Annotated in this window: 20 protein-coding genes and 1 pseudogene; 13 read left to right on the top strand and 8 right to left on the bottom strand. The window is 70.4% G+C overall.

Features of this window, described 5'->3' with window-relative positions:
- Positions 1 to 131 precede the first annotated feature (131 nt).
- From IG98_RS0116040 to IG98_RS0116015, 6 genes are all read left to right on the top strand, one after another.
- Positions 132 to 1,283, top strand: coding sequence for a trypsin-like serine peptidase (locus tag IG98_RS0116040; protein ID WP_157594361.1), 1,152 nt, complete (start codon positions 132 to 134; stop codon positions 1,281 to 1,283).
- Positions 1,284 to 1,568: 285 nt separating this feature from the next.
- A complete protein-coding gene (locus tag IG98_RS0116035) occupies positions 1,569 to 3,089 on the top strand; it encodes a PucR family transcriptional regulator (RefSeq protein ID WP_030912345.1) in 1,521 nt (506 codons plus the stop codon).
- A gap of 136 nt (positions 3,090 to 3,225) precedes the next feature.
- A complete protein-coding gene (locus IG98_RS0116030; RefSeq protein ID WP_030912342.1) occupies positions 3,226 to 4,842 on the top strand; it encodes an ABC transporter substrate-binding protein in 1,617 nt (538 codons plus the stop codon).
- 3 nt (positions 4,843 to 4,845) lie between these two features.
- Entirely contained in the window at positions 4,846 to 5,775 is a 930-nt protein-coding gene (locus tag IG98_RS0116025; protein WP_051752183.1) for an ABC transporter permease, read from the top strand.
- Entirely contained in the window at positions 5,775 to 7,631 is a 1,857-nt protein-coding gene (locus tag IG98_RS0116020; protein ID WP_030912336.1) for a dipeptide/oligopeptide/nickel ABC transporter permease/ATP-binding protein, read from the top strand. Before IG98_RS0116025 ends, IG98_RS0116020 begins: the two co-directional genes overlap by 1 nt.
- The gene (locus tag IG98_RS0116015; RefSeq protein WP_030912333.1) at positions 7,628 to 8,326 is read left to right on the top strand and encodes an ABC transporter ATP-binding protein; all 699 of its coding nucleotides are present in this window, start codon (positions 7,628 to 7,630) and stop codon (positions 8,324 to 8,326) included. The genes IG98_RS0116020 and IG98_RS0116015 overlap by 4 nt, the downstream gene beginning before the upstream one ends.
- A gap of 38 nt (positions 8,327 to 8,364) precedes the next feature.
- Here the strand turns inward: IG98_RS0116015 and IG98_RS0116010 are convergent, their stop codons facing one another.
- On the bottom strand, positions 8,365 to 9,468 hold the full coding sequence (locus tag IG98_RS0116010; RefSeq protein ID WP_211263999.1) for an alanine racemase: 1,104 nt from the start codon (positions 9,466 to 9,468) through the stop codon (positions 8,365 to 8,367).
- Positions 9,469 to 9,618: 150 nt separating this feature from the next.
- Between IG98_RS0116010 and IG98_RS0116005 the strand changes: the two genes are divergently transcribed.
- On the top strand, positions 9,619 to 11,307 hold the full coding sequence (locus IG98_RS0116005; RefSeq protein WP_051752181.1) for a serine hydrolase: 1,689 nt from the start codon (positions 9,619 to 9,621) through the stop codon (positions 11,305 to 11,307).
- On the opposite strand, the gene IG98_RS0116000 is transcribed toward IG98_RS0116005, so the two are convergent.
- Positions 11,291 to 11,617 (bottom strand): VOC family protein, encoded by a 327-nt coding sequence (locus IG98_RS0116000; protein ID WP_245651583.1) that lies wholly within the window; start codon positions 11,615 to 11,617, stop codon positions 11,291 to 11,293. The two genes, IG98_RS0116005 and IG98_RS0116000, sit on opposite strands and share 17 nt — an antisense overlap.
- Positions 11,618 to 11,721: 104 nt before the next feature.
- Here IG98_RS0116000 and IG98_RS48710 point away from each other — a divergent pair.
- Positions 11,722 to 11,934: pseudogene (locus IG98_RS48710) on the top strand (zinc ribbon domain-containing protein); the annotation flags it as partial.
- 13 nt (positions 11,935 to 11,947) lie between these two features.
- On the opposite strand, the gene IG98_RS0115995 reads toward IG98_RS48710, so the two are convergent.
- Both IG98_RS0115995 and IG98_RS46925 read right to left on the bottom strand, forming a co-directional pair.
- Complete coding sequence (locus IG98_RS0115995) at positions 11,948 to 12,673, bottom strand: phytanoyl-CoA dioxygenase family protein (protein ID WP_211263998.1); 726 nt, start codon at positions 12,671 to 12,673, stop codon at positions 11,948 to 11,950.
- 142 nt (positions 12,674 to 12,815) lie between these two features.
- The gene (locus IG98_RS46925) at positions 12,816 to 13,598 is read right to left on the bottom strand and encodes a CPBP family intramembrane glutamic endopeptidase (RefSeq protein WP_030912319.1); all 783 of its coding nucleotides are present in this window, start codon (positions 13,596 to 13,598) and stop codon (positions 12,816 to 12,818) included.
- Positions 13,599 to 14,101: 503 nt separating this feature from the next.
- On the opposite strand from IG98_RS46925, the gene IG98_RS0115985 reads away from it, so the two are divergent.
- Together IG98_RS0115985 and IG98_RS0115980 are read left to right on the top strand one after the other, a co-directional pair.
- Entirely contained in the window at positions 14,102 to 14,422 is a 321-nt protein-coding gene (locus IG98_RS0115985) for a type II toxin-antitoxin system Phd/YefM family antitoxin (RefSeq protein ID WP_211263997.1), read from the top strand.
- Entirely contained in the window at positions 14,419 to 14,829 is a 411-nt protein-coding gene (locus tag IG98_RS0115980; RefSeq protein WP_030912313.1) for a type II toxin-antitoxin system VapC family toxin, read from the top strand. Before IG98_RS0115985 ends, IG98_RS0115980 begins: the two co-directional genes overlap by 4 nt.
- Positions 14,830 to 14,864: 35 nt before the next feature.
- On the opposite strand, the gene IG98_RS0115975 is transcribed toward IG98_RS0115980, so the two are convergent.
- A complete protein-coding gene (locus IG98_RS0115975) occupies positions 14,865 to 15,887 on the bottom strand; it encodes a helix-turn-helix transcriptional regulator (protein ID WP_037970509.1) in 1,023 nt (340 codons plus the stop codon).
- 137 nt (positions 15,888 to 16,024) lie between these two features.
- Between IG98_RS0115975 and IG98_RS0115970 the strand changes: the two genes are divergently transcribed.
- On the top strand, positions 16,025 to 17,158 hold the full coding sequence (locus IG98_RS0115970) for an epoxide hydrolase family protein (RefSeq protein ID WP_030912306.1): 1,134 nt from the start codon (positions 16,025 to 16,027) through the stop codon (positions 17,156 to 17,158).
- A gap of 358 nt (positions 17,159 to 17,516) precedes the next feature.
- On the opposite strand, the gene IG98_RS46920 is transcribed toward IG98_RS0115970, so the two are convergent.
- Positions 17,517 to 18,938 (bottom strand): helix-turn-helix domain-containing protein, encoded by a 1,422-nt coding sequence (locus IG98_RS46920; RefSeq protein ID WP_051752179.1) that lies wholly within the window; start codon positions 18,936 to 18,938, stop codon positions 17,517 to 17,519.
- A gap of 195 nt (positions 18,939 to 19,133) precedes the next feature.
- Here IG98_RS46920 and IG98_RS0115960 point away from each other — a divergent pair, with 195 nt between their 5' ends.
- Together IG98_RS0115960 and IG98_RS46915 are read left to right on the top strand one after the other, a co-directional pair.
- On the top strand, positions 19,134 to 19,607 hold the full coding sequence (locus IG98_RS0115960; RefSeq protein ID WP_030912300.1) for a glycine-rich domain-containing protein: 474 nt from the start codon (positions 19,134 to 19,136) through the stop codon (positions 19,605 to 19,607).
- Positions 19,576 to 20,457: a phosphotransferase gene (locus IG98_RS46915; protein ID WP_169750126.1), complete on the top strand. Its 882-nt coding sequence runs from the start codon at positions 19,576 to 19,578 to the stop codon at positions 20,455 to 20,457. The genes IG98_RS0115960 and IG98_RS46915 overlap by 32 nt, the downstream gene beginning before the upstream one ends.
- A 343-nt stretch (positions 20,458 to 20,800) precedes the next feature.
- Here IG98_RS46915 and IG98_RS0115950 read toward each other — a convergent pair whose 3' ends face one another.
- Positions 20,801 to 21,118: a hypothetical protein gene (locus IG98_RS0115950; protein WP_030912294.1), complete on the bottom strand. Its 318-nt coding sequence runs from the start codon at positions 21,116 to 21,118 to the stop codon at positions 20,801 to 20,803.
- On the bottom strand, positions 21,115 to 21,329 hold a 215-nt coding region (locus tag IG98_RS52550), incomplete at its 5' end, for a hypothetical protein (RefSeq protein ID WP_211263996.1). The genes IG98_RS0115950 and IG98_RS52550, both read right to left, overlap by 4 nt.

The following is a 21,329-nucleotide window of genomic DNA, read 5'->3' as shown; positions in this document are numbered from 1 at the left end:
GACATTCGCACCAATGCTTCAGGCGACACCTAAAACACCGGTCCGGGTTCTCGTCCGTTCCGCCAAAGCCAACGGGGCGCGCGGCCTTCTAGCCTGCTTTCAAATCCCCTTCGCGCTCTTCGGGAGCCCATGTGAGAACAGCACGACGCCTGACTGTTCTGGCCATTTCCCTGGCCCTTCTGGCCGCCGGATCGGTCACCCCGGCGCACGCCGCCGGCCCCGCCCAACTGCCTCTGGAATGGAAGGTGAACGGTCAACTCGCCACCCCGCAGCAGGTGGCCGACTTCTGGACGCTGGAAAACCTCAAGGTCGCGAACGGGTCCGGTCACAGCCCGACCGCGGTCTCCTCCGGCCATGACGACGCGCTCAGCAGCCCCACCCCGAAGACCGGTCTGGCAGGTCGGACGGTGGGCAAGATGTTCACGCTGAAGTCGACCACGGATACGGCGAACATCCCGGACGGGCTGCTCAAATCCACCTGTTCCGGCAACGTGGTGAACAGCGCGAACAAGAGTGTCGTGCTGACCGCCGGGCACTGTGTCAAGACCGAGGTTCCCCCGCTGAGGGAGGTCATCCTCAACTCGGTCTTCATCCCCGGCTTCGACGGCGCCACCCTCGACGCGAAGGCGGCGCTGAACCCGAACGGACACCCCGACGCCGCGATCGCGCCCTACGGGGTCTGGGTCGTCACCAACGTCTTCCTCACCTCGACCTGGGGCTATGCGCCCTACTTCGCCTTGGGGCAGGACATGGCCGCGCTGACCGTCAAGAACCCGGCCGACGTCCGTCCCATCCAGGACGTCACGGGCGGTCAGCAGGTCGCCTTCTCCCGGCCCCGGGCCGGGCAGCGGACGGTCATCGGCTACTCCCAGGACAACACCCGCTTCTGGTACCACTCCAGCCGGAACAACCTCGGGTCTCCGATCAACTCCAACCCGTCGGCGGGTCCGATCAACCACGGCATCCTCGTGGCGGACCAGCGGGAGAACGACGGCAAGGTGATGCTGCAGACCACTGGCACCGCCGTGCAGGGAGCCTTCCCCTACCTCGACCCCAGGATCCCCAGCGCGCTGGGCGCCGGCGCCAGCGGCGGGCCGTGGTTCGAGGAGTACGACCCCGTCACCGGTGTGGGGATCCAGACCGCGGTGTCCAGCCGCAACGAGGGCGACCCCAACGCCGCGAACGTGATCGCCGCCTGGCTGGAGGGCCCGCAGCTGGTCGGGACCTACTTCGAGTCGCAGCAGCAGGAGGCCTACGCGGCGGCGGCCGCCGCCACCCCGTAGCGGACCCGCTCGGCCGGCCCCGGTGACGACGGCGCCCTGCGCCGCCGGGCCGGTCGCTCCCTCCATGCCGATGCGCGGTACGACTCCGCCACCCTGGCGGAGTCGTACCGCGCAGCGCGTCGCAGTCACCGGCGCCGCAGCGGTGACCGCACAGAACCCCGACGAAGCGGTGATATTTATTGGTTTATACACACATAGCAAAGCTAAATGCTCACGAAATACAGCAAAAGGAGGAAAATGCGAATATTGATGTAGTTTATCCGGGATATCCGTATTATTGGACCGGTGATTGAGACGTTCCGCGGCGCGCCGGTCGAGGAGTTCGGTGTCGCCCTGGGCGGCGCGGCCCTGCACCCCGTACGGATCTCAGAACCGGGCGCCATCGTCCGCGGCGTCATCATCCACGGGCCGGGAGACCCGGAGCCGGACCCGGACCAGTTCGCGCTGTGCACCACCCCCGAGGCCGGGATACCGTCCTGTGTCGCGATCGCGGTCCGCGAGTCGCAGGCCGCCAAGGCGATGGTGGGCGCGCGGCAGGAAACGGCCGTGTTCGTCGCGCCGGACGACGCGCGCTGGAGCGACATCTACGACCGGGTCAAGCTGGTGCTGCGCGACTCCTTCGGGCAGCTCGCCGCGCACGACGCGTTCCAGCTCGCCGACGCGCTGGCGGCGGCGCTGGGGGGAGCGGTCGCGATCGAGGACGCCAGCCGCCGAGTCGTCGCGTTCAGCGCGATTCCCGGGCAGCCCGTCGACGACGTACGCCGGCAGGGCATCCTCGACCGGGCCGTCCCCGAGCATGTCGAGCGAGAGGCCTGGTACGCCCGGCTGTGGCGGAGTACCGGCGTGGCCGAGTTCACCGACGGCAGGGAGAGCACGGCGCGGCTCGCGGTCGCCGTCCGGGCGGGTGACGAGCCACTGGGGTCGATCTGGGTCGTCGGCAGCAGGGAGACGCTCAACCCGGGCGCCGACGAGATCCTGCGGCGCTCGGCCGAAGTGGTCGCCACCTGCCTGGCCCACCAGGACCACTTCGCCTCCTCCGGCAGACGGACCCGGGGGCACCTGGTGCGGCAGCTCCTCGACCGGCCGGAGTCGGCCGGCAGGGCCCTCGGATACGCGCTGCCCGGACCCACCGTGCTCGTCGCGTTCAGCCGTGGCGAGCAGGACGGCGACCACGAACTGCTCGACGCGCGGCTGTCGGACGTACTGAGCCTCCAGTCGCAACGCTTCCAGGGATACGGCCTCGCCGCGGTCATCGACGGCCGGGTGTACGCGCTGCTGCCCGACACCGGCAGGGTACGGCTGGACGCCCAGCTACGTGCGGTCCTCTCCCGGCGGGCACCGGCCGGCGACCAGACCGGGAAAGGGACGATCGCCGTCAGCGACCCCGTCGACCGGCTTGAGGACCTCTCCCGGACCCGCCGGCAGCTGGACCGGCTGCTGGCCCTGCGTGCCCGGATCGGGGGAGAGGCGATCCCGGGTGACATCGTGCACGTCGACGACGAACGGGACACCCTGCTGCTCTCCGAGGTGGCCGACGCCACCTGCGACATCGAGGCTCTCCAGTCCGGGACCGCGCTGAGGATCACCGAGTACGACGGTGAACACGACACCGCCTACCTGGCCACGCTCCGGGCCTGGTTCGACGCGGGCGGCGACGTGGCCGCCGCCGCGGCCCGGCTGCACGTCCACGCCAACACGTTCCGCTACCGGATGGGCCGCGCGAGCGCGCTGTTCGGGCTGCGGCTGGACCAGCCCGACGAGCGCCTGCTGCTGCACCTGCAGATGCGGCTGGCCGACTTCGGATAGCCGCCGGGGCGGTGAACCCCTTGGTGAAGCCCACAATCACCGTGGCCGATCTTGTACGTCCTGCCGAAGACAACGGCACATCCAGCGATCATGCTGGTCGCGTCGTACCGATCCCAGATCGTGCACGGGAGTGACATTGAAAAAACCGGCGATCATCGCCCTTCTCTCCTCCTCCGCGCTGGTCCTGAGCGCCTGTGGCGGAGGTGCGTCGCCGGTACGGCCCGGCGGCACCGGAACCTCCGCGTCCGCCGAATACGCCGACAACGCGACGTTCACGATGGCCATCGCCGCCGACCCGGGCGCGCTCGACCCGGCGACCGCCGTCCAGGGCAGCACGAACCTCCTGCTGTCCCACACCTACGACACGCTGACCTACATCGGCCGGGACGGGGGGCTCGTGCCCGGCCTCGCGGAGAGCTGGCAGGTGGAGCCCTCGTCGGTGACCTTCACCCTGCGCAAGAACGTCACCTGCGCGGACGGCTCGCCGCTCGGTCCCGCCGAGGTGGCCAGGAGCGTCAACCACGTGGCCGACCCGGCGACGAAGTCGCCGCTGCTCGGCGTCCTGATCCCGGCGGGGGTGAGGGCCAGGGCCGACGAGACGGCCGGCACCGTGACGCTGAGCACCCCGGAGGCGAGCCCGTTCCTGCTGCACAGCACCGTCGCCGTCTTCATCGTGTGCGGCAAGGGGCTGACCGACCCGGCCACCCTCGCCACGACCACCTCCGGCTCCGGCCCGTACCAGCTGACCGAATCGGTACCGGGCGACCACTACACGCTCACGGTGCGCAAGGGCTACACCTGGGGACCCGGCGGCAGCGGCACCGGCGAAAGGGGAATCCCGCAGACGGTCGTCCTCAAGGTGGTCTCCAACGAGTCGACCGCCGCGAACCTGCTGCTGGCCGGGAGCATCAACGCGGCCACCTTCAGCGGCGCGGACCGCGCCCGGGTGGAGAACGCGCCGGGGATCACCAAGACCGACCAGCCCGGTGGCAACGGCGAGTTCTTCTACAACCAGGGCAAGGGACGGCCCGGCGCGGACCCGGCCGTCCGTAAGGCGCTGAGCCAGGCGGTCAACCTGGACGAACTGGCGAAGATCTCCACCCAGGGCACCGGCGCCAAGACCACCGGCATGACCACCCTCTCGCCACGGCCGTGCCGGGCCGACAGCGTCACCGGCCACCGGCCGGCGTACGACCCCGAGGCGGCGAAGGCCACCCTGGACGCGGCCGGCTGGAAAGCCGGTGCGGACGGGATCCGGCAGAAGGACGGCAGACCGCTGGCCATCAAGGTGATCTACAACACCGACTACGGCGCGGGTCCCCAGGCGGGCGCGGAGTACCAGGCCGACGCGTGGAAGAAGATCGGCGCGGCGGTGCAGCTCAAGGGCTCGGCGAGCGGCGCGTGGAGCGACGCGCTGTTCAAGACCGGCGACTGGGACGTCTCCACCGTGGCGATCGGCGTCAGCCTGCCGTCGCAGCTCACCGGCTACCTGTCCGGGCCCACGGTGCCGGACGGCTCGAACTTCGCCAACATCCAGAACGCGAAGTACACCGAGCTGACCGGCAAGGCCGCCGGGATGCTCCCCGACGAGGGCGGATGTGACACCTGGGCCCAGGCCGAGTCCGCGCTCTTCGACAACTTCGACGTGGTGCCGGTGGCGGGCGAGACCCAGCTGTTCGCGACGAAGAAGGCCGAGACGTTCATACCGGGCGGGCTGGCGCAACCGACCCTGACCCGGATGCTGAAGGACTGATCGATGATCGCGAGACGCCTCGCGAGGTTCGTCTCCTCGATGCTGGTACTGCTGACGGCGTCGTTCGCGATGATCCATATCGTGCCCGGCGACCCGATCCGGGCCGCGCTCGGGCCGACCGCGCCGGTCGACCTGGTCAACCAGCGCCGGGCCGAACTGGGCCTCGACGACTCGATCGCGACCCAGTTCGGCCGGTACCTGCGGGACCTGTTCTCGGGGGACCTCGGCACCTCCTTCACCTCCCGCCAGCCGGTGACCGAGATCATCTCGGACCGGCTGGCCGGCACGCTCGAACTGGCCGCCCTCGCCGTCGCCGTCGCCTTCCTGATCGCGGTGCCGCTCGGCATGCTGCTCGCCGTACGGACCGAGAACGGCCGCAACCGGGGCAGCGAGCTGACCTTCACCGGCGTGTCGGGGGCGCTCGGCACCATCCCCGACTTCCTCCTGGCGGTGGGCCTGGTGGTGGTGTTCGCGGTGAACCTTCGGTGGCTGCCCCCGGCCGGCCGGGCAGGCCCCGAGTCGTACCTCCTGCCGGTCGCCGCCCTGGCGATCGGGCCCGCCGCCGTCCTGGCCCGGCTGGTCCGCGTCGAGACGCTGCGCGAGCTGGGCCGGGACTACGTCCGGTCGGCCCGCGCCAAACGGCTGCCGGCCTGGCGTCTGCACCTGCGCCACCTCCTGCCGAACACGCTGACCGCGACGCTGACCGTGGGCGGCCTGCTGCTCTCCTCACTGATCACCGGCACGGTCGTCGTGGAGTACGTCTTCGCCTGGCCCGGCCTCGGCTCACGGATCATCGAATCCATCATCGACAAGGACTATCCGGTGGCCCAGGCGGCGATCCTCGTGTACGGCGCGATCGTGCTGGTCGTCAACCTGGTCGTGGACCTGGCGCTGGCCTTCCTCGACCCCCGATCCGAAATCCGGGAGAGCTGATGCGGCGGCTCCGGAGCTCTCCCGCCGGGCTGGCCGGGCTGCTGCTGGTGACCGCGTTCGTCGTGCTGGCGGTCATCGGGCCGCCCCTGTGGGCCACGGACGCGGCCCGGATCGACGCGGCGAAGATCCTGCAGGGCACCTCCCCCGGCCATCCACTCGGTACCGACACCCTGGGGCGGGACATCCTCGCCCGGGTGCTCGTCGCAGGGAGGCTGTCCCTGCTCCTGGCGGTGGCCGCCACGCTGATCGGCACCGTCGTCGGCATCCCGCTGGGCGCGCTGCCCGCGGTGCTGCCCAGACGGGCCGGCCGGTTCGTGGTCGGCCTGATCGGCTCCCTGGTGGCCTTCCCCGGTCTGCTGCTCGCGATGTTCACCACGATCGTGCTCGGCCTCGGCGCACGCGGCGCGGTGTTCGGCATCGGGCTGGCCGCGGCCCCGGCCGTGGCCCGGCTGACCCACACGCTCACCGCCTCCGTCGCGGGTTCCGACTACGTCGCCGCGGCCCGGATGCTGCGCGTCCCCCGTCGGCGTGTCCTGCTCCGGCACATCCTGCCGAACGTGGCCGAGCCGCTGATCCTCAACATCACCATGATCCTCGGATCCAGCCTGCTCGGGCTGGCCGGGCTCTCCTTCCTCGGGCTCGGCGTGCAGGCGCCCGAGTACGACTGGGGCCGGATGCTGTCGGAGGGGCTGTCCCGGGTGTACGTGCACCCGGAGGTCGCGCTGGCCCCCGCGGTCGCCATCATGGCCGCCGGCATCGGCTTCCACCTGCTCGGCGAGAGCATGGCCCGGATCGCGGCCAGGGAGAGCCGGCACGCTCCCACCGGGCCCGCCGCCCCCGCGCCGCCCGTGGATGTACCCGCGGACACCCCCTCGGCCGCGCTGGAACTGCGCGGTCTCACCGTCACCTTCCCCGGCGGCGCCCGGCCGGTCCGGGACGTGTCACTGTCGGTGAACCCCGGCGAGATCGTCGGCATCGTCGGGGAGTCGGGGAGTGGCAAGAGTCTCACCGCGCTCGCGGTCGGCGGGCTGGTGCCGTACCCGGGCGTCGTCACCACCGCGCGCCTGGCCCTCGCCGGGCAGGAGGTGAACCGGCTCTCCCGCGCGGCCCGGCGCAGACTGCTCGGCACCGCACTGGCGATGGTCTTCCAGGACCCGATGTCGTCACTCAACCCGGCGCTCACCGTCGGCTCGCAACTCGCCGAGGTGCCCATCGTCCACGAGGGACTGTCCCGGCGGGCCTCGTGGACCCGGGCGGTGAACCGGCTCCGTCAGGTGCGCATCCCCGACCCGGACCGGCGGTCCCGGCAACGGCCGCACCAGTTCTCCGGCGGCATGCGGCAGCGCGCCGTCATCGCGATGGGCCTGATGGGCACCCCGAAACTGCTCATCGCCGACGAACCGACCACCGCGCTCGACGTCACCGTCCAGCGCCAGGTCCTCGAACTGCTCGCCGAGGTCACCGTCCGCACCGACGCCGGCGTGCTGTTCATCTCGCACGACATGGCGGTGGTGTCGCAGATCTGCCACCGGGTCGTCGTCATGTACGCCGGGCGGGTGGTCGAGGAACTACCGGTCCAGGACCTGCCGGAACCCGCCCATCCGTACACCCGCGCCCTGGTGGCCTGCCTGCCCGACATGCGAACCGACCGCGACCGCCCCCTCGCCACGATCCCGGGCCGCCCGCCGTCGCCGGTCGACGCCGAGTCGACCGGCGGGTGCGCCTTCGCGTCGCGCTGCGGCTTCGCCACACCGCTGTGCGTCACCGAACGTCCGCCGCTGAAAGAGCACGGCGCGGGCCGGCGCCTCGCGTGCTGGTACCCGAGGTCCGGTCCGGTACGGGAGGAAACACCGTGAACATCACCCAGCTGACCGTGCGGTACGGCGCGTTCACCGCGGTCGACGACGTGAGCCTGGACATCCCGCCTGGTGGGGCGGTGGGACTCGTCGGCGAGTCCGGTTCCGGCAAGTCCACCCTCGCCAGGGCACTCGTCGGCCTCGCCCCCGTCAGCGCCGGCACGATCACCGGGATCCCGGTGGGTCACGCCCAGATGGTGTTCCAGGACCCGTACCACTCGCTCGACCCGAGGCTGACCGTCGGGGCGAGCGTCGCCGAGGGGATCCGGCTGCCCAGAGGGGAGCGGGCCACGGAGGTGGCGCGCCTCCTCGACCTGGTGACCCTCGACGCCGCCGTCGCCTCCCGCTACCCCCGCGAGCTGTCCGGCGGCCAGCGTCAGCGGGTGGCGATCGCCCGAGCCCTCGGTGCCCGCCCCGAACTGCTCGTCGCCGACGAGATCACCTCCGCCCTGGACGTGTCGGTGCAGGGGGCGATCCTCAACCTCATCCGAGACCTGCGCGCCAGGCTCGGCCTCGCCGTCCTGTTCATCTCCCACAACCTGGCGGTCGTCCGCTACGTCGCCGACGTGATCGCGGTGATGCACAACGGCCGGCTCGTCGAGGTGGGGCCCACCGACGAGGTGATCAACCACCCGCGCGAGGACTACACCCGCACCCTCATGGCGGCGGTCCCCGGCATCGGCGACGGCCTGTGACCCGCTGACCGTGCGTGCCCCCGCGTAGACACGCACGGTCAGCGGGAGAACACGGGCCAGAGGTCGACGACCGCGCCGTCCGCCACCACGGCGAACTCGGTGCCCAGGTTCACGGCCGTGCACACGTGGTTCGGCACCACGCCGACGAGGTCGCCGACCGCGAGGGGATGCCGGAACCCCCGGACCAGGGCGTGCTCCTCGGTGATGGCGTCGATGGTGGCCTCGGGAACCTCCAGCAGCCGGCCGTACCCCTCAAGCCAGGCCGGGCGGTCGCTCGCCAGCGCCTTGGAACCGGCGTCGATCACCGCCTCGCCGGGGCGCGGGGTGCTGACCACGCGGGCCGCCACGACCAGCGCGATGTCGTGCGCGGACATGCCCGACAGGTACGTCTGCTGCCGGTCGCCGAACACGTACGTGCCGGGGCGGACCTCGTTGACCGGCGCCGCCACGCCCGCGACCACGGTCGGCGTCGAACCGCCGCTCAGGACCGGGGGGTGACCGAGCAGCCTCTCCAGCGCGACCCCGGCGACGGCCAGCGCCGTCCGCTCGTCGGCGGCGGCGGGTTCGGCACCGGCCGGCGTGGCGTAGGCGTGTCCGGGGTGGGTGAACGCGCCGAGCACGTTGAGACCGAGCCGCAGACAGCCGGCCGCCAGGCCGGCGACGGCCTCGGCCGGGACACCGGTCCGGCGCCCGCCGCAGTCGATCTCGATCAGCACGTCGAGCGGGCCGGCACCCCGGGTGGCCGCGGCGAGCAGCTCGGCCGCCGTCATGCCGTCCACGCCCACCCGTAGCCGTACGGTCTCGTGCAACCGGCGAATCCGCGCGGCGCGGGGGCCGCCCGCCCACAGGGGATAGGCGATGAACAGGTCGTCACAACCGGCGGCGGCGAAGGACTCGGCCTCGCCCAGGGTCGCCACGGTCAGCCCGGCGGCACCGCTGCCGAGCTGCCGACGGGCGATCTCCGCGCATTTATGAGTTTTCGCATGGGGACGCAGGGGAACCCCGGCGGCCCGCGCCCGGGCGGCCATCCGGGCGATGTTCGCGTCCAGCCGCGCGGCGTCCACGACGAGCACCGGCGTGTCCAGGCCCTCCGGCAGGCGGATGGCCGCCGTACCGGCCGGCGTCTCGATTCCCCGACTCACCCCGCGAGCATCGCGGTAACCGGCGCCGCGCCGCATTGGCCCACCGGCCAACATGCCGGGGTGGTCATTGGCCGTCCGCCCGAATCGGCCACCCCGCTCTGGTGGGCGGTCACAATGCGTCCGGCGGTGCCGGTGTGATGAGGTGGAGACATGGCGAATGATCTGGTCGGCGACCTCCGTGACATCGTCGAGAGAGAGCGGGCCAGGTTCGAGGTGCCCGGCTGCGCCGTCCTCGTGGTCGCCGACGGGCGGATCGTCCTCTGCGAGGGATTCGGCCTGCGCGACCTCGCGCGAAACCTTCCCGTCACCCCGCGCACCCTCTTCCCGATCGCCTCGTCCACCAAGACGTTCACCGCCGCCCTGTGCGCCGTCCTGGTGAACGAGGGCGCCCTCGCCTGGGACCGGCCGGTACGGGAGTACCTGCCGGACTTCCGGATGCGCGACCCGGTCGCGACCGAGCAGCTCACCGTCTTCGACATGCTCTGTCACCGCTCCGGCCTGCCCCGTCACGACATGCTCTGGTACGCGGCCCGGGACGAGCTGACCCGCGCGCAGATCGTGGCGAGACTGCGGGACCTCGAACCGAACAGGGGCTTCCGCCAGACCTGGCAGTACAACAACCTGCTCTACGCCGTCGCGGGCGAACTCGCCGGGCACGTCGCGGGCACCTCCTACGAGGACGCCGTGCGACGGTACCTGCTGGACCCGCTCGACATGCCACGGACCAACTTCTCGGTGGACGTGACGCGGGCCGACGACGACGCGGCGACACCGTACGTGTCCGCCTCGCCGGGTGAGCCGGTCAAGGACGTGCCACACGCGCGGCTCGACCTCATCGCCCCGGCCGGTGCTCTCAACTCCTCCGTCGGGGAGCTGGCACCGTGGCTGCTGACCCTGCTGGGCCTTCCGGTCGACGGCCGCCCCCCGCTCCTGCCGGAGAGCGTCCTGTCGCTGATGCGTGCCCCGGCCGCCCCCCTCCCGGAGGATTCACCGCTCGCCGCCGGCCGCCCGGTCGGCTACGGCCTGGGCCTGATCGTCGAGGACTACCGCGGCCACCGCCTGGCGCACCACGGCGGCAACATCGACGGCTTCTCCTCGAAGGTCGGCGCCATCCCGGAGGCCGGCTGCGGCGTGGTGGTGCTGGCCAACCGGGACGGCACCGCGCTGCGCGACGCGCTGCCCTGCCTCATCTACGACCGCCTGCTGGATCTGGCGCCGCGCTCGCACGGCGAGCGGTTTCTCGCCCTGGAGACCGCAGTGCGTCAGGGCCGCGACCAGTCCGCGCGGTACACGACGTCCACCGCCGGGAACCTGGCCCCGGTACGGCCCCCGCACGACTACGTGGGCCGTTACCGGCACCCGGCGTACGGTGAGGTGGCCGTCCTCGCCGAGGGCGACGGTCTGGCGGGACGCTACCGTTCGCTGACCGGCCGCCTCGACCACCGCCACCTGGAGGTCTTCACCTTCCTCGTCGACCTGGGCGGCGTCGAGACCCCGCTACCGGTGCAGTTCTTCCACGACCTCGACGGCGATGTCACGGCCATGGCCGTATCGCTGGAGGCGGCGGTCGCCCCGATCCGCTTCGAGAGGGTGCCGGAGACCGCACACCTCACCGACACCGTGCTGAACGCCCTGTGCGGCACCTACCGTCTCGGCCCGCTGACCGCCACCGTGGCCCGCCGCGCGGACGGCCCGCTGGTCGCGATGATCGCCCAGGGCGACTTCCAGGAGCTGAAACCGGTACGCGATCTGGTCTTCCGCTTCGATCAGTCCCGGGTGGAGTTCACCGGAGAAGGGGAACTCCGCACACCCATGGGCGAGTTCATCCGCTCGGAGTAGCCTGCCGAACGTCGTGTTCATCGCCGTGGGCGACCTCGTAGCCACGACGGTCCACCCGCAGGAAGAACCCCACCCGCCCGGCGAACTGCTCCCCGACGACGGCGGCCTGGCGCTCCCCGTCCGCGCGGGCGAGCAGGATGCCGGTCTCGCCTCCCGGCGGCCGGACCACGACCCACCGCTTCGGGCGGCCGTCGTTGGTCAACGACGGCGAGTCCTCGGCCAGCTCGAAACCCAGGGCATCGGTGAAGAACTCGATGGCCCGGTCGTAGTCCTCCACGACAACCGCCACCAGTTCGATCCGCATCTGCATGACCGAGAGTCTTACCGATGATCCGTACCGGCGATCCGGTCCCCCCGGCGGCGCCGGGCCGTCTCGTGGGCCGAGTCCGCCGCCGGGTCCCGCGGCATGCCGAATCGATGCCGTTGAACGTCCGGTCCTGGACGTGCCCGTGCGGCACGACCCACGACCGGGACATCAACGCTGCGATCAACATTCTCGCCGCCGGACAGGCGGAGAGACTAAACGACTGTGGAGCGCAGGTAAGACCGGTACTCGTTCCGGCGCAGCGCGGCGAAGCAGTAACCCACCCGAAGCCCACGCGGCAGGCGGGAACCTCCGTCCTTTAGGGCGGAGAGGATGTCAATACAGTACGGCGCGTGTCAGGGCGTTACCCGTGCCCGGCGCGACCGGCGAGGTCAGGAACACCGGTGACTGGGCCATGAAACGCGGTCGCGTCCCCCGGTGCTCGTCGGCCGCGTGCACGGTCAGCGGGTGAACCAGGTACATGTCGCCCGGCTGCCCGGTCGCGTACGCCGTCGGCCTGTCCTTGGAAGCCGCGTCCAGTAGCGGTCCGGCCTCGAACGGGTCGAGCACCTGCTCACCCAGCACCCCGATGGAGTCCCGGTGTGAGCCCACCCTGATGCGGGTCGGCGCGTCGTCCTCCCCTACCTCCGACAGCAACACCAGCAGCAGCATCGCCTCCGGCCGTCCCGACACGGCCCACGAGCCGTCGGGCCGGGCCACCGAGGCGTCGATGTGCCAGCCCCGATCGTCGACCGGCGCCATACCGGGGAAGCGGATCGGCATGTTGCCGATGGCCCCGGACGGCACCCACCCACCGGGACCGGCCACCTCGTCCAGCGCCTCATGCAGCCGCGGACTGCGCACGAGCTCCCCGAAGGGTCCGTGGCCGGTCAGGTCGGCGGCCCACACCACGGGCTGCCGCCAGCCGGCGGGGTCGTCAGGCGACAGACCGATCTGCTGCCATACCAGCGCCCTGGCCGCGTCCCCGATCTCCCGGGGTACGGCCGCCTCCAGCTTGACGAACCCTTCGGCCACAAAACGATCCACATCCACCATCGTCATACGAGCACCATAACGACGCCGTCCACCGATTTTCCGGAAGGTACTCCTGCAGATATGCAGGAATCAATCACTCATAAACTATCAAAACGCCCTCTCGGTTCAATTGACCGCAACGCGGAGACGCCGATGATGCGTATTGGTGTTACCGGCCACATGAAGAGTCGGTCGGCGCAGTGATCGACCGTGCTGCCCCGACCACGACCGCGGCGATGAACACGCACACCGCGGCGATAGCCGGGTCGTAGACGGGACTCAGGGACCACGAAACGTTGTAGGCGGCGTGGGCGAGCGTCGGGCCCGTCACCCCGGTTCCGGCCGCGTAGAGGTGGACCAAGACGATGCGGAATCCGACCGTGAACACGCACTGACCGACGATCCAGTCAAGCCCGTGCCCCTGCTGGACGTACGGGACGACATGCCAAAGCGCCCAGATCACACCGATCACCGCGCCGGCCCGTAGCGCGCCCAGCCGACGCAGCAGCGGGCCGGTGGCATAGGCGCTCCAGCCCAGTTCCTCGGCCACGGCGCTGATCAGATAGAGCACGGCCAAACCGAAAACGGCGTCCCAGGTGACCACCGCGCCCGGCGGCCCGGCCCCTGCCCCGGCCGCGACTGCGGCAGCGGCGACGATGAGCGGCATGAGCACGACCGACACCGCGTACCACGGCGCATCGGAAAGACGCGGACGAGGCCACACTCCCCGCAGCCACGCGCGAACACCTTCGCGACCGCGCACCAGAACGGCTGTGGCGATCATTGGGCAGACGAACATCAACGCCGAGACCGGCAGCTCGGCCAGTACCGTGCGCGACGGATCGTCCAGCAGTGGGCCCAGGACGTAGAACACCGCGCCGAAGACGAAGACGAGCATCACGAACGGTCCGATCGGCCGGTCCGTCTCGTCGACCGACGGTCGAGCAGCCATGGTGAATCGCCTTCCTGTGCAGGGTCACCCTACGGGCGTGACCCGGCGCCATGATCGAAGAGGTTGTACACGGGCCAGAAAAGGGCGGCGATGGCGCCTGGGTGCCATCTGGTGGCGTTCGGTCGCTTGCCCGCTGGGGTGTCAGGGTGAGGGATCACGGCCGGCTCCCCTCCGACGGTGAGGGGTGTGGCCCCGGGGCCGTTCGGCGCATTCTGAGGGTAGGGCGAGGGGTACGGGCCCAAGGGCCGGGAGTGGTGGGTCCGGATGGCTGGCCGTGCTGGGTGCGGATGATGTGATCCGACGGAAATCGAGTTCTGCCTGTTGCATGAGGTCCCACAGGGCGGTGGCGCTGTGCGCGTGGACGATGTGGCACTGGTCGGGGGCGGAGTGCCAGGCTTCGAACAGCCGCGAGCAGTGTCGGCTCGGAGCTTAGCGGCGGATCGCAGGGAGCATTCAGGTGCTACCTGGTGGCACTAGGTGGCACACGGAGTTAGAGTTGATGGGTGAGCATTCCTGAGCCCGACCACTCCCACCAGATCTCCCAGCGCGATCTGCGTAACCGGTCAGCGGAGATCATGGATGGACTGGAACGCGGAGAGCGGTACGCCGTCACACGCAACGGCCATCACATCGGTGATCTGGTTCCCATCCGTCGTCGGCGCCGGGCCGTCTCGCGGGCCGAGTTCGCCGCCGTGTCCCGCGCCATGCCGCTCCTGGACGACCGGAAGTACCGCCAGGACATGGACCAGCACGTCAACGACGGCCTCTACGACCCCTACGACCGCGCCTACAGTAGAGGCGAGTTCGCGGAGGACGGGGAATGACTCCCACTCAAGGCCTGCTTGACACCAACATTCTCATCCTGCGTGCTGGAATCGACCCCGACGAACTGCCGGACGAGATGATGATCAGTGCCATCACCACCGCGGAGCTGTCGGTCGGCGTACTAACGGCCGGCGGAGCGCAGGAACTCGCCCAGCGGATGAGGATCCTGCAAACCGCCGAGGCCGAGTTCGACCCGCTGCCCTTCGATGACAACGCCGCCCGCGAGTACGGCCAGCTGTGGACCGCCGTCATCGCCTCCGGCCGCAAACCCCGCCCCCGGACAGCGGACCTGATGATCGCCTGCGTGGCGATCGCGAACCGGCTACCCCTCTACACCTGCAACCCGAAGGACTTCAAAGGCCTGGACCACCTGCTCGCCGTGGTCCCGGTCACCCGGCCCCGGTGAGCCGACGCATGCAGAAGCCGGGGAATCGTCGGCCGTCAGGTCGGTGGCACGCCGATGCCTCCGCCTGAATCGGTGCCGACATCCCGGTCGGCCCCGTCGGGACCCCCGGCGGCGCGGACGGCGCGGGCGCCCGCCGCACGCAGGTACGCCGGCAGTTCGGGCGGCTCGTGCACCTGGAACTCGCAGCCGAGCAGGAGCAGCCGGGAGGCCAGCCACTCCAGGGTGTCGGCGCGCCCGTGCAGACGGCAGCTGCACTCGTCGATCGGCTGGACGTCGCCCGGGGCGGTGCCGAGCCGTCGCACCACCTGGTCGGCCGGAAGGCGCAGGGTCGCCAGCATCTCGTAGGTGGGTGCCGACGAGTACAGCTTGTCGACGACGAAGGCGGCCTCGTCCTGCTCGGGCGGCTCGCGGGGCGGGACCCGCACGCCGGTCGGCCACGGATCACCGATCCGGTCGACGCGGAAGGTCCGCCAATCATCGCGATCGTTGTCGTAGGCCAGCAGGTACCAGCGGCGCCCGGCCGCCACCAGACGGTACGGCTCGACCAGGCGTCTGGTCTCGCTCCCGTCCCCCGCCTGATAGGCGAACCGCAGGCGTTCGCGGCTGGCGACCGCGCCGGCGAGCACCGTCAGATTCTGCGGATCGACACTTGGTCCGTTCCCGGCCAGCATCGAGACCAGGGCCGCGGCCAGCGTGGCGACCCGGTGCCGCAGCCGGGACGGCAGCACCTGCTCCAGCTTGGCCAGGGCCCGCACGGACGCCTCCTCCATGCCGTCCACCGGAGTCCCGGCCGCCATGCGCAGGCCGACCGCGATGGCCACCGCCTCCTCATCGTCCAGCAGCAACGGAGGCATGGCCTTACCGGCGGCGAGCCGGTAGCCGCCCACCGCTCCCATCGCCGCCCGCACCGGATAACCCAGCTCGCGCAGGCGGTCGACATCCCGGCGGATCGTCCGGGGGCTGACTCCCAGGCGCTCTGCCAGCTCGCTGCCAGGCCATTCGCGCGGGGTCTGCAGCAGGGACAGCAGTTTGAGCAGTCGTGCGGGGGTGTCGCTCATGGGATCCATCATGCCCGGCCATATAGGACAAGAAATGACCTAGATGGTTCCTACTCTCGATCATGTCACCGCGACGTACCACCCGGGCCTGCCCGGGGACGACGTGGCGGGGCATCGCGTACCCACTGAGGAGAGTCATGAGCACCGAGGTCCGCCCCTTCCGCATCGAGATCCCCCAGGCAGATCTGGACGAGCTGCGCGACCGGCTGGCCCGCACCCGGTGGCCCCGGGAACTTCCTGGCGAGGAGTGGAGCCGGGGCGTCCCCACCGGCTACCTCAAGGACCTGGCCGAATACTGGCGCGGCGAGTACGACTGGCGCCTGCACGAGGCACGACTGAACGAATTTCCGCAGTTCATGACCGAGGTCGACGGCCAGGACATCCACTTCCTGCACGTGCGTTCCGCCGAGCCCGACGCCCTGCCGCTCATCCTCACCCACGGCTGGCCGAACTCGTTCGTGGAGTTCACCGACCTCATCGGCCCCCTCACCGATCCCCGCGCGCACGGCGGTGACCCGTCCCAGGCGTTCCACGTCGTCGTGCCGTCGCTACCCGGTTTCGGGTTCTCCGAGCCGCCGCGCGAGACCGGCTGGAACGCCACGCGCGTGGCGCGGATCTGGGCGGAGCTGATGCGCCGCCTCGGATACGACCGCTACGGCACCCAGGGTGGGGACTTCGGCGCGTACGTCGCCCCGGAAGTCGCCAAGGTCGCCCCGGAGCACGTGATCGGCGTCTATGTCATCGGCGGGCTCGGCTTCCCCACCGAAGACGACGTTCCCGAGATGACCGCCGACGAGCGGGCGGCCTATGAGCAGCTTCAGCAACAGGACTGGATGAACGGTGTGGACCATCACGGGCTGCTGCGCGCGGCGCCCCAGACCTTCGCCTACGGATGGCACGACTCTCCGGTCGCCGCGCTGGCCTGGATGACGCAGAAGTTCAAGGAGTTCACCACCGCCGCGAAACCGCCGGAGCAGGTGATCGATCGCGACCTGATCCTCACCAACGTGAGCCTCTACTGGCTCACCGGAACGCTGGGAACCTCCTCCTGGCCCTATTACGACAGCACGGGCTTCGGCTGGCCGGAGGGGCAGACGACGGCGCCGACCGGCGTGTACAGCGGACCGCCCGGAATCCGCCGGCTCGCCGAACGACACACCGTCATCCTTCACTGGCCGGAAGACAATCCAGGCGGCCACCACTTCGTCGCCATGGAGCAGCCCGATCACGTCGCCGCCGACATCCGCGAGTTCTTCGGCAAGGTCCGCTGACCTTCCCCGGCGGTGACGCGACACGTCTTTCCGGGGCGAGGTCCGGCCGGTCCCTGGTTGTGCACCACCGCCCGCGGGGGGTTGGGGCGCGGCGGCACGGGAGGTGGGATCGCCGTGCCGCCCCACAGCGGCTCGGTCAGCCATGATGGCAGTGCATGCACAGGTTCCCCGGATGATCACAGTGCGTTTTCAAAAGACTCTCCATCGGTTTAGGCCGCTAGGGGCCGGCACCGACCCTCCGGGGTCGGTGAGAATCGTCGGCCACTCCCTGCCGCACCGAAGCCCCCGACCAGTTGAGATGTCGAGTCCGCGTCGCGGAGGTCTCCGACTCTCGCTGGACGGCGGGCGCATCTCGCCTTCAGGCGGTGCTACGGCCGTGGATGTCGATCAGCGGGGGCAGTATCCGCACCCGTTCATGAAGGTCTCGCACCGTGGCGATGTCCATGTCGCCCAGCGTGGCCACGACCCGCTGAAGCCGCTCCCGGGCAGTGGAGCGTAGCCGCTCCGCTGGGATCCGCTCCAGCACGTCGAGAGCCCGCGCCGCAGCGTCCCCCGGATGTAGCAGCGCCTCCGCTTGAGTGAGGACCAGCGTCGCCGCCGCCCAGCCCGGGGTGTGCGGCACACATCCAGCGGCCGACGTCTCAGCGCGGCCGGCGGCCCGGTCTGTGCGCCCCAGGGCAAGCCACGCTTCCGCCTCATGCAAGTCCAGTTCGGCGGCGTCGAACCCGAACCGACCCGGCTCCCCACCGGCAGGGTCCGCGGCGAGGATACTGGTCGCCTCCCCCAGGGCGTGTTCAGCGTCTGCGGCCTGACCTGTCTGGGCCGGCGAGGGCAGCACCGCCCAGCCGAGCAGTTGGGCACGCACCAGCGCTGACGGAGCCTGCCCGGCACCGGCGTGAGCGTAGGCGAGAGCGGCGGGTAGATCTTGGCGGTGCCGGGCGATCATGCTTTGCGCTCCGAGCGTCCACGCCGCCAGCCGGGCATCCCCTGTGCGGTCGCCGAGTGCCCCGGCGACCGCCAGGTGGGCGCGGGCTCCGCTGTGGTCGCCCAAGTGAAAGGCGAGGTTGCCGAGGAGCGCGGACAGCCATCCGGCCGTGCGGCGTAGCTCTGTCCCGGTCACCTCGTCAGCAGGGGTGGCCAGTGCGTCGCCCAGGAGGCCGCGGGCGGCATGCACCTCGTTGAAGAGGGGCATGGGGGCGTGGCGGGAGTAGGTGAGCGCGTAGTACTCGACAGCCGTCTCGGCGAGCTCCACCACCGCTGGGTTGCCGTGCGGGGCATCCAGCAGGGCAAGGCGAAGTGACTCTCGGATGGCGGGCAGTCCACTGGCTGTGCTCATCAGTTCTACTCCTGGCAGCAGGACCGGCGCCCACTCGGGATGGGGCTCGTACGGCTGACCGTATTCCCGCTCGCCCCGCCCACACACGCACCGTGGCCGCAAGCCGAGCTGATCCGGGTGCGCTCCGTAGGCACGGGCGAGCATCGTGGCGTACTCCTGGCCCGGCCGGTCAGGGCCGTGTTCGAAGCGGCACAGCATCGCCTCAGACAGGGCTGGTGGGTGTAGTCCGTCAGCGAGGTACAGGGCTGCAACCTGGGCGACGACTTGGGCGCGTGACCAGCCGAGAGCCAGCCGCCATGCCTCCAGCGGGGTCAACTCCTGGCAGGTGCTGCGCAGGACGGTGACGATTCGCTCGGTCGGGAAGCCCTCCCGTTGCCCACGGATGCGGATGCTGGCCGCTTCGCGTTGGATCTGTGCACGTCTGGACCTGGTGATCTGCCCCATGAGGGTGCACCTCCGTACGTCACGCACGCCGGTCGATGCACCGTAACCGACTGGGCACTTACCGTGTAGGCCATGTGTGTGTAATTGACGCCTCACTCTCAATAATCGGCGGGCAGCCCAGCAATGACAGCCCCGACCTGCGGCGGCGACCGTGGAAGCGTAAGCCAACCGGCACCGTCAAAAGGAGGATTCGCCATGACCGTCATCCTCGACCGGCCCGTCACCACCCCCCGCACCCTCATCAGCCCCGACCTGTTCGACCGGCTGACCGCGCGGATCGCCGTCGATCACCCCGCTCATGCCCACCAGGCCGACGTCATCCTGGAGCAGGCGCTCGCGTTCCTCGCCGCCTGCGCCGCCAACCCCGGGGCCGGCCTCGGGCCGTCCGAGCAGGTCGACATCGGCTGGCACACGTTCCTGATGTACACCCGCGAGTACCGGGACTTCTGCACGAGGGTCGCCGGCCGGTTCATCCACCACACCCCCGACGACATCCCCAGCGAAACCGAGGCCGGGGGCAGCCTCGCGGTTACGATGGCCGCGATGGAGGCCGCCGGTTACCGGGTGGACCCGGTGGTATGGCCGACCTCCGCCGAGTGCAGCAGTGGCAAGTGCAACCAGTGCTATGCGGGGTGCAGTGACAGTCCAAAGCAGAAGACAGTGGGCTGACCTGCCCGATCCCGCTCGTGCGGCGATCGAGGAGCAGATCGGCCCGGTCGTTCACATCCGCTCGGCCGAGGCCGGTCTGACCTCTGGAATCGCCGCACACGTCACCACCGCCGAGGGGGCCGTTTTCTTCGTGAAGGCTGCCCCCTCCGCCGCACCCGTCGCTCCTCACTACGTACGGGAGCGCGCCGCCAACCAGGCGCTCCCCACGGGTATCTCAGCACCCCGAATGGTGTGGGCCGATGATGTCGCTGATTGGCACCTACTCGTCTTCGAGCACGCGCCCGGCCGAGAGGCGAACCTGGCTCCCGGCTCGCCATCCCTTCCCCTCGTGATGGACGCGGTGCACAGTATCGGCATACCTTGCCCCTGGCCTGGGGCGCCGTCAGTGACGGTCAAGGTCTTCGCGCTGCTACGCGCGGCCGAAGACGTCCTGGCCGACCCGTGGCCCGAGGTCGCTCACTACGGGCCGCTCGTCAAAACCCTGGACCTGGACGACCTGACAGGGAGCACGTTGCTGCACGCGGACTTACACGCGGGCAATCTCCTGGTCGACGATGATCGGTGTCTGGTCGTCGACTGGTCCATGGCCTGTCAGGGTGCCGCGTGGGTGGACGTCGCCTTGCTCGTTCCACGGCTGATCGATGCCGGGCACACGCCTGCCGGGGCTGAGCGGGTCGCTGCCTGGGGGCCCGCGTGGGGTTCGTCTCCGGTGGACGCGGTGACCGCACTGGCTGCGACTCGTGCTCTGTTCGCCGCCCGCCTGGCCGAGGTCGGTCCGGCTCATCTGCGGGCGAAGCGTGCGAGGACCGCCACGGCTTGCCGGGCATGGGTGGAGTACCGCACCGGCTGATCCGTGCGCGACGTCGTGGATCAGCTGGTAGGGCACCGGATCGGCCGCGCAGCACGCCTGGTTGGTCGAGGAGTGCTCATTGAGCCCGAGTTCGTGCTGTTGGCGCTGCCCCGAGCGAACCATCGCGGGTAGGCGTCCGCCACCCAGGCTCAGACGGACGGAAGCCATCTCCCTTTGAGGTGCAGGCGCTTATTAAAGTACGGCGCACGCCAGGGGGTTACCGTTGCCCGGCGCGGCCGGCGCGATCAGGAACACCGGTATCTGGGCCATCAGGTATGCAGGCCCAGCAGGGAGTTGGGGGCGCGGCGGCACGGGAGGTGGGATCGCCGTGCCGCCGCGCGGCTCAGGGTGGGTCCGTCGGTTCGGCGTAGTGCTCCCCGAGTCGTCCGGCGATGCGGTGCGCGACCTGCGGTAGGTCGTCTGCCGGCGCCTGCTCTGCGGGTTCTTCGAGGAGGCGGGGTCCCCAGCAGAAGACCGTGCCTGCGGTGTCGGCCCATACGGTCAGGTCGGTGTTGATCGCGAGGCGGGGCCGGCCGTGGTCGTAGGAGATGGCCGGGTAGATGCGGTGGGTGTGCAGTTCGGTGCGCAGGTGCTTGAGGGCGGCGACGGCACCGGGGTGCCATCCGGTGGCGTGCGGCCGCTCGCCCGCCGGAGGGATCACGGTTGGCTCCCCTCTGGAGGCGAGGGGCTCGGTTCGGTGTGTCCTGGAGGTAGGGCCAGGGGTACGGGTTCCGGGTCCGAGCGGCTGGCCGTGCCGGGTGGTGTGGCTCGCTGGAGGTCGAGTTCTGTCTGTTGCATGAGGTCCCACAGGGCGGTGGCGCTGTTCGCGTAGACGATGTGGCATTCGTTGGGGTCGGTGCACTGCCAGGCTT

The organism is Streptosporangium amethystogenes (genome assembly GCF_000721075.1).
Taxonomy (GTDB): domain Bacteria; phylum Actinomycetota; class Actinomycetes; order Streptosporangiales; family Streptosporangiaceae; genus Streptosporangium; species Streptosporangium amethystogenes.
Note: the sequence above shows the minus strand (reverse complement) of the source record. Positions and strands in the feature narration are given on the sequence as shown.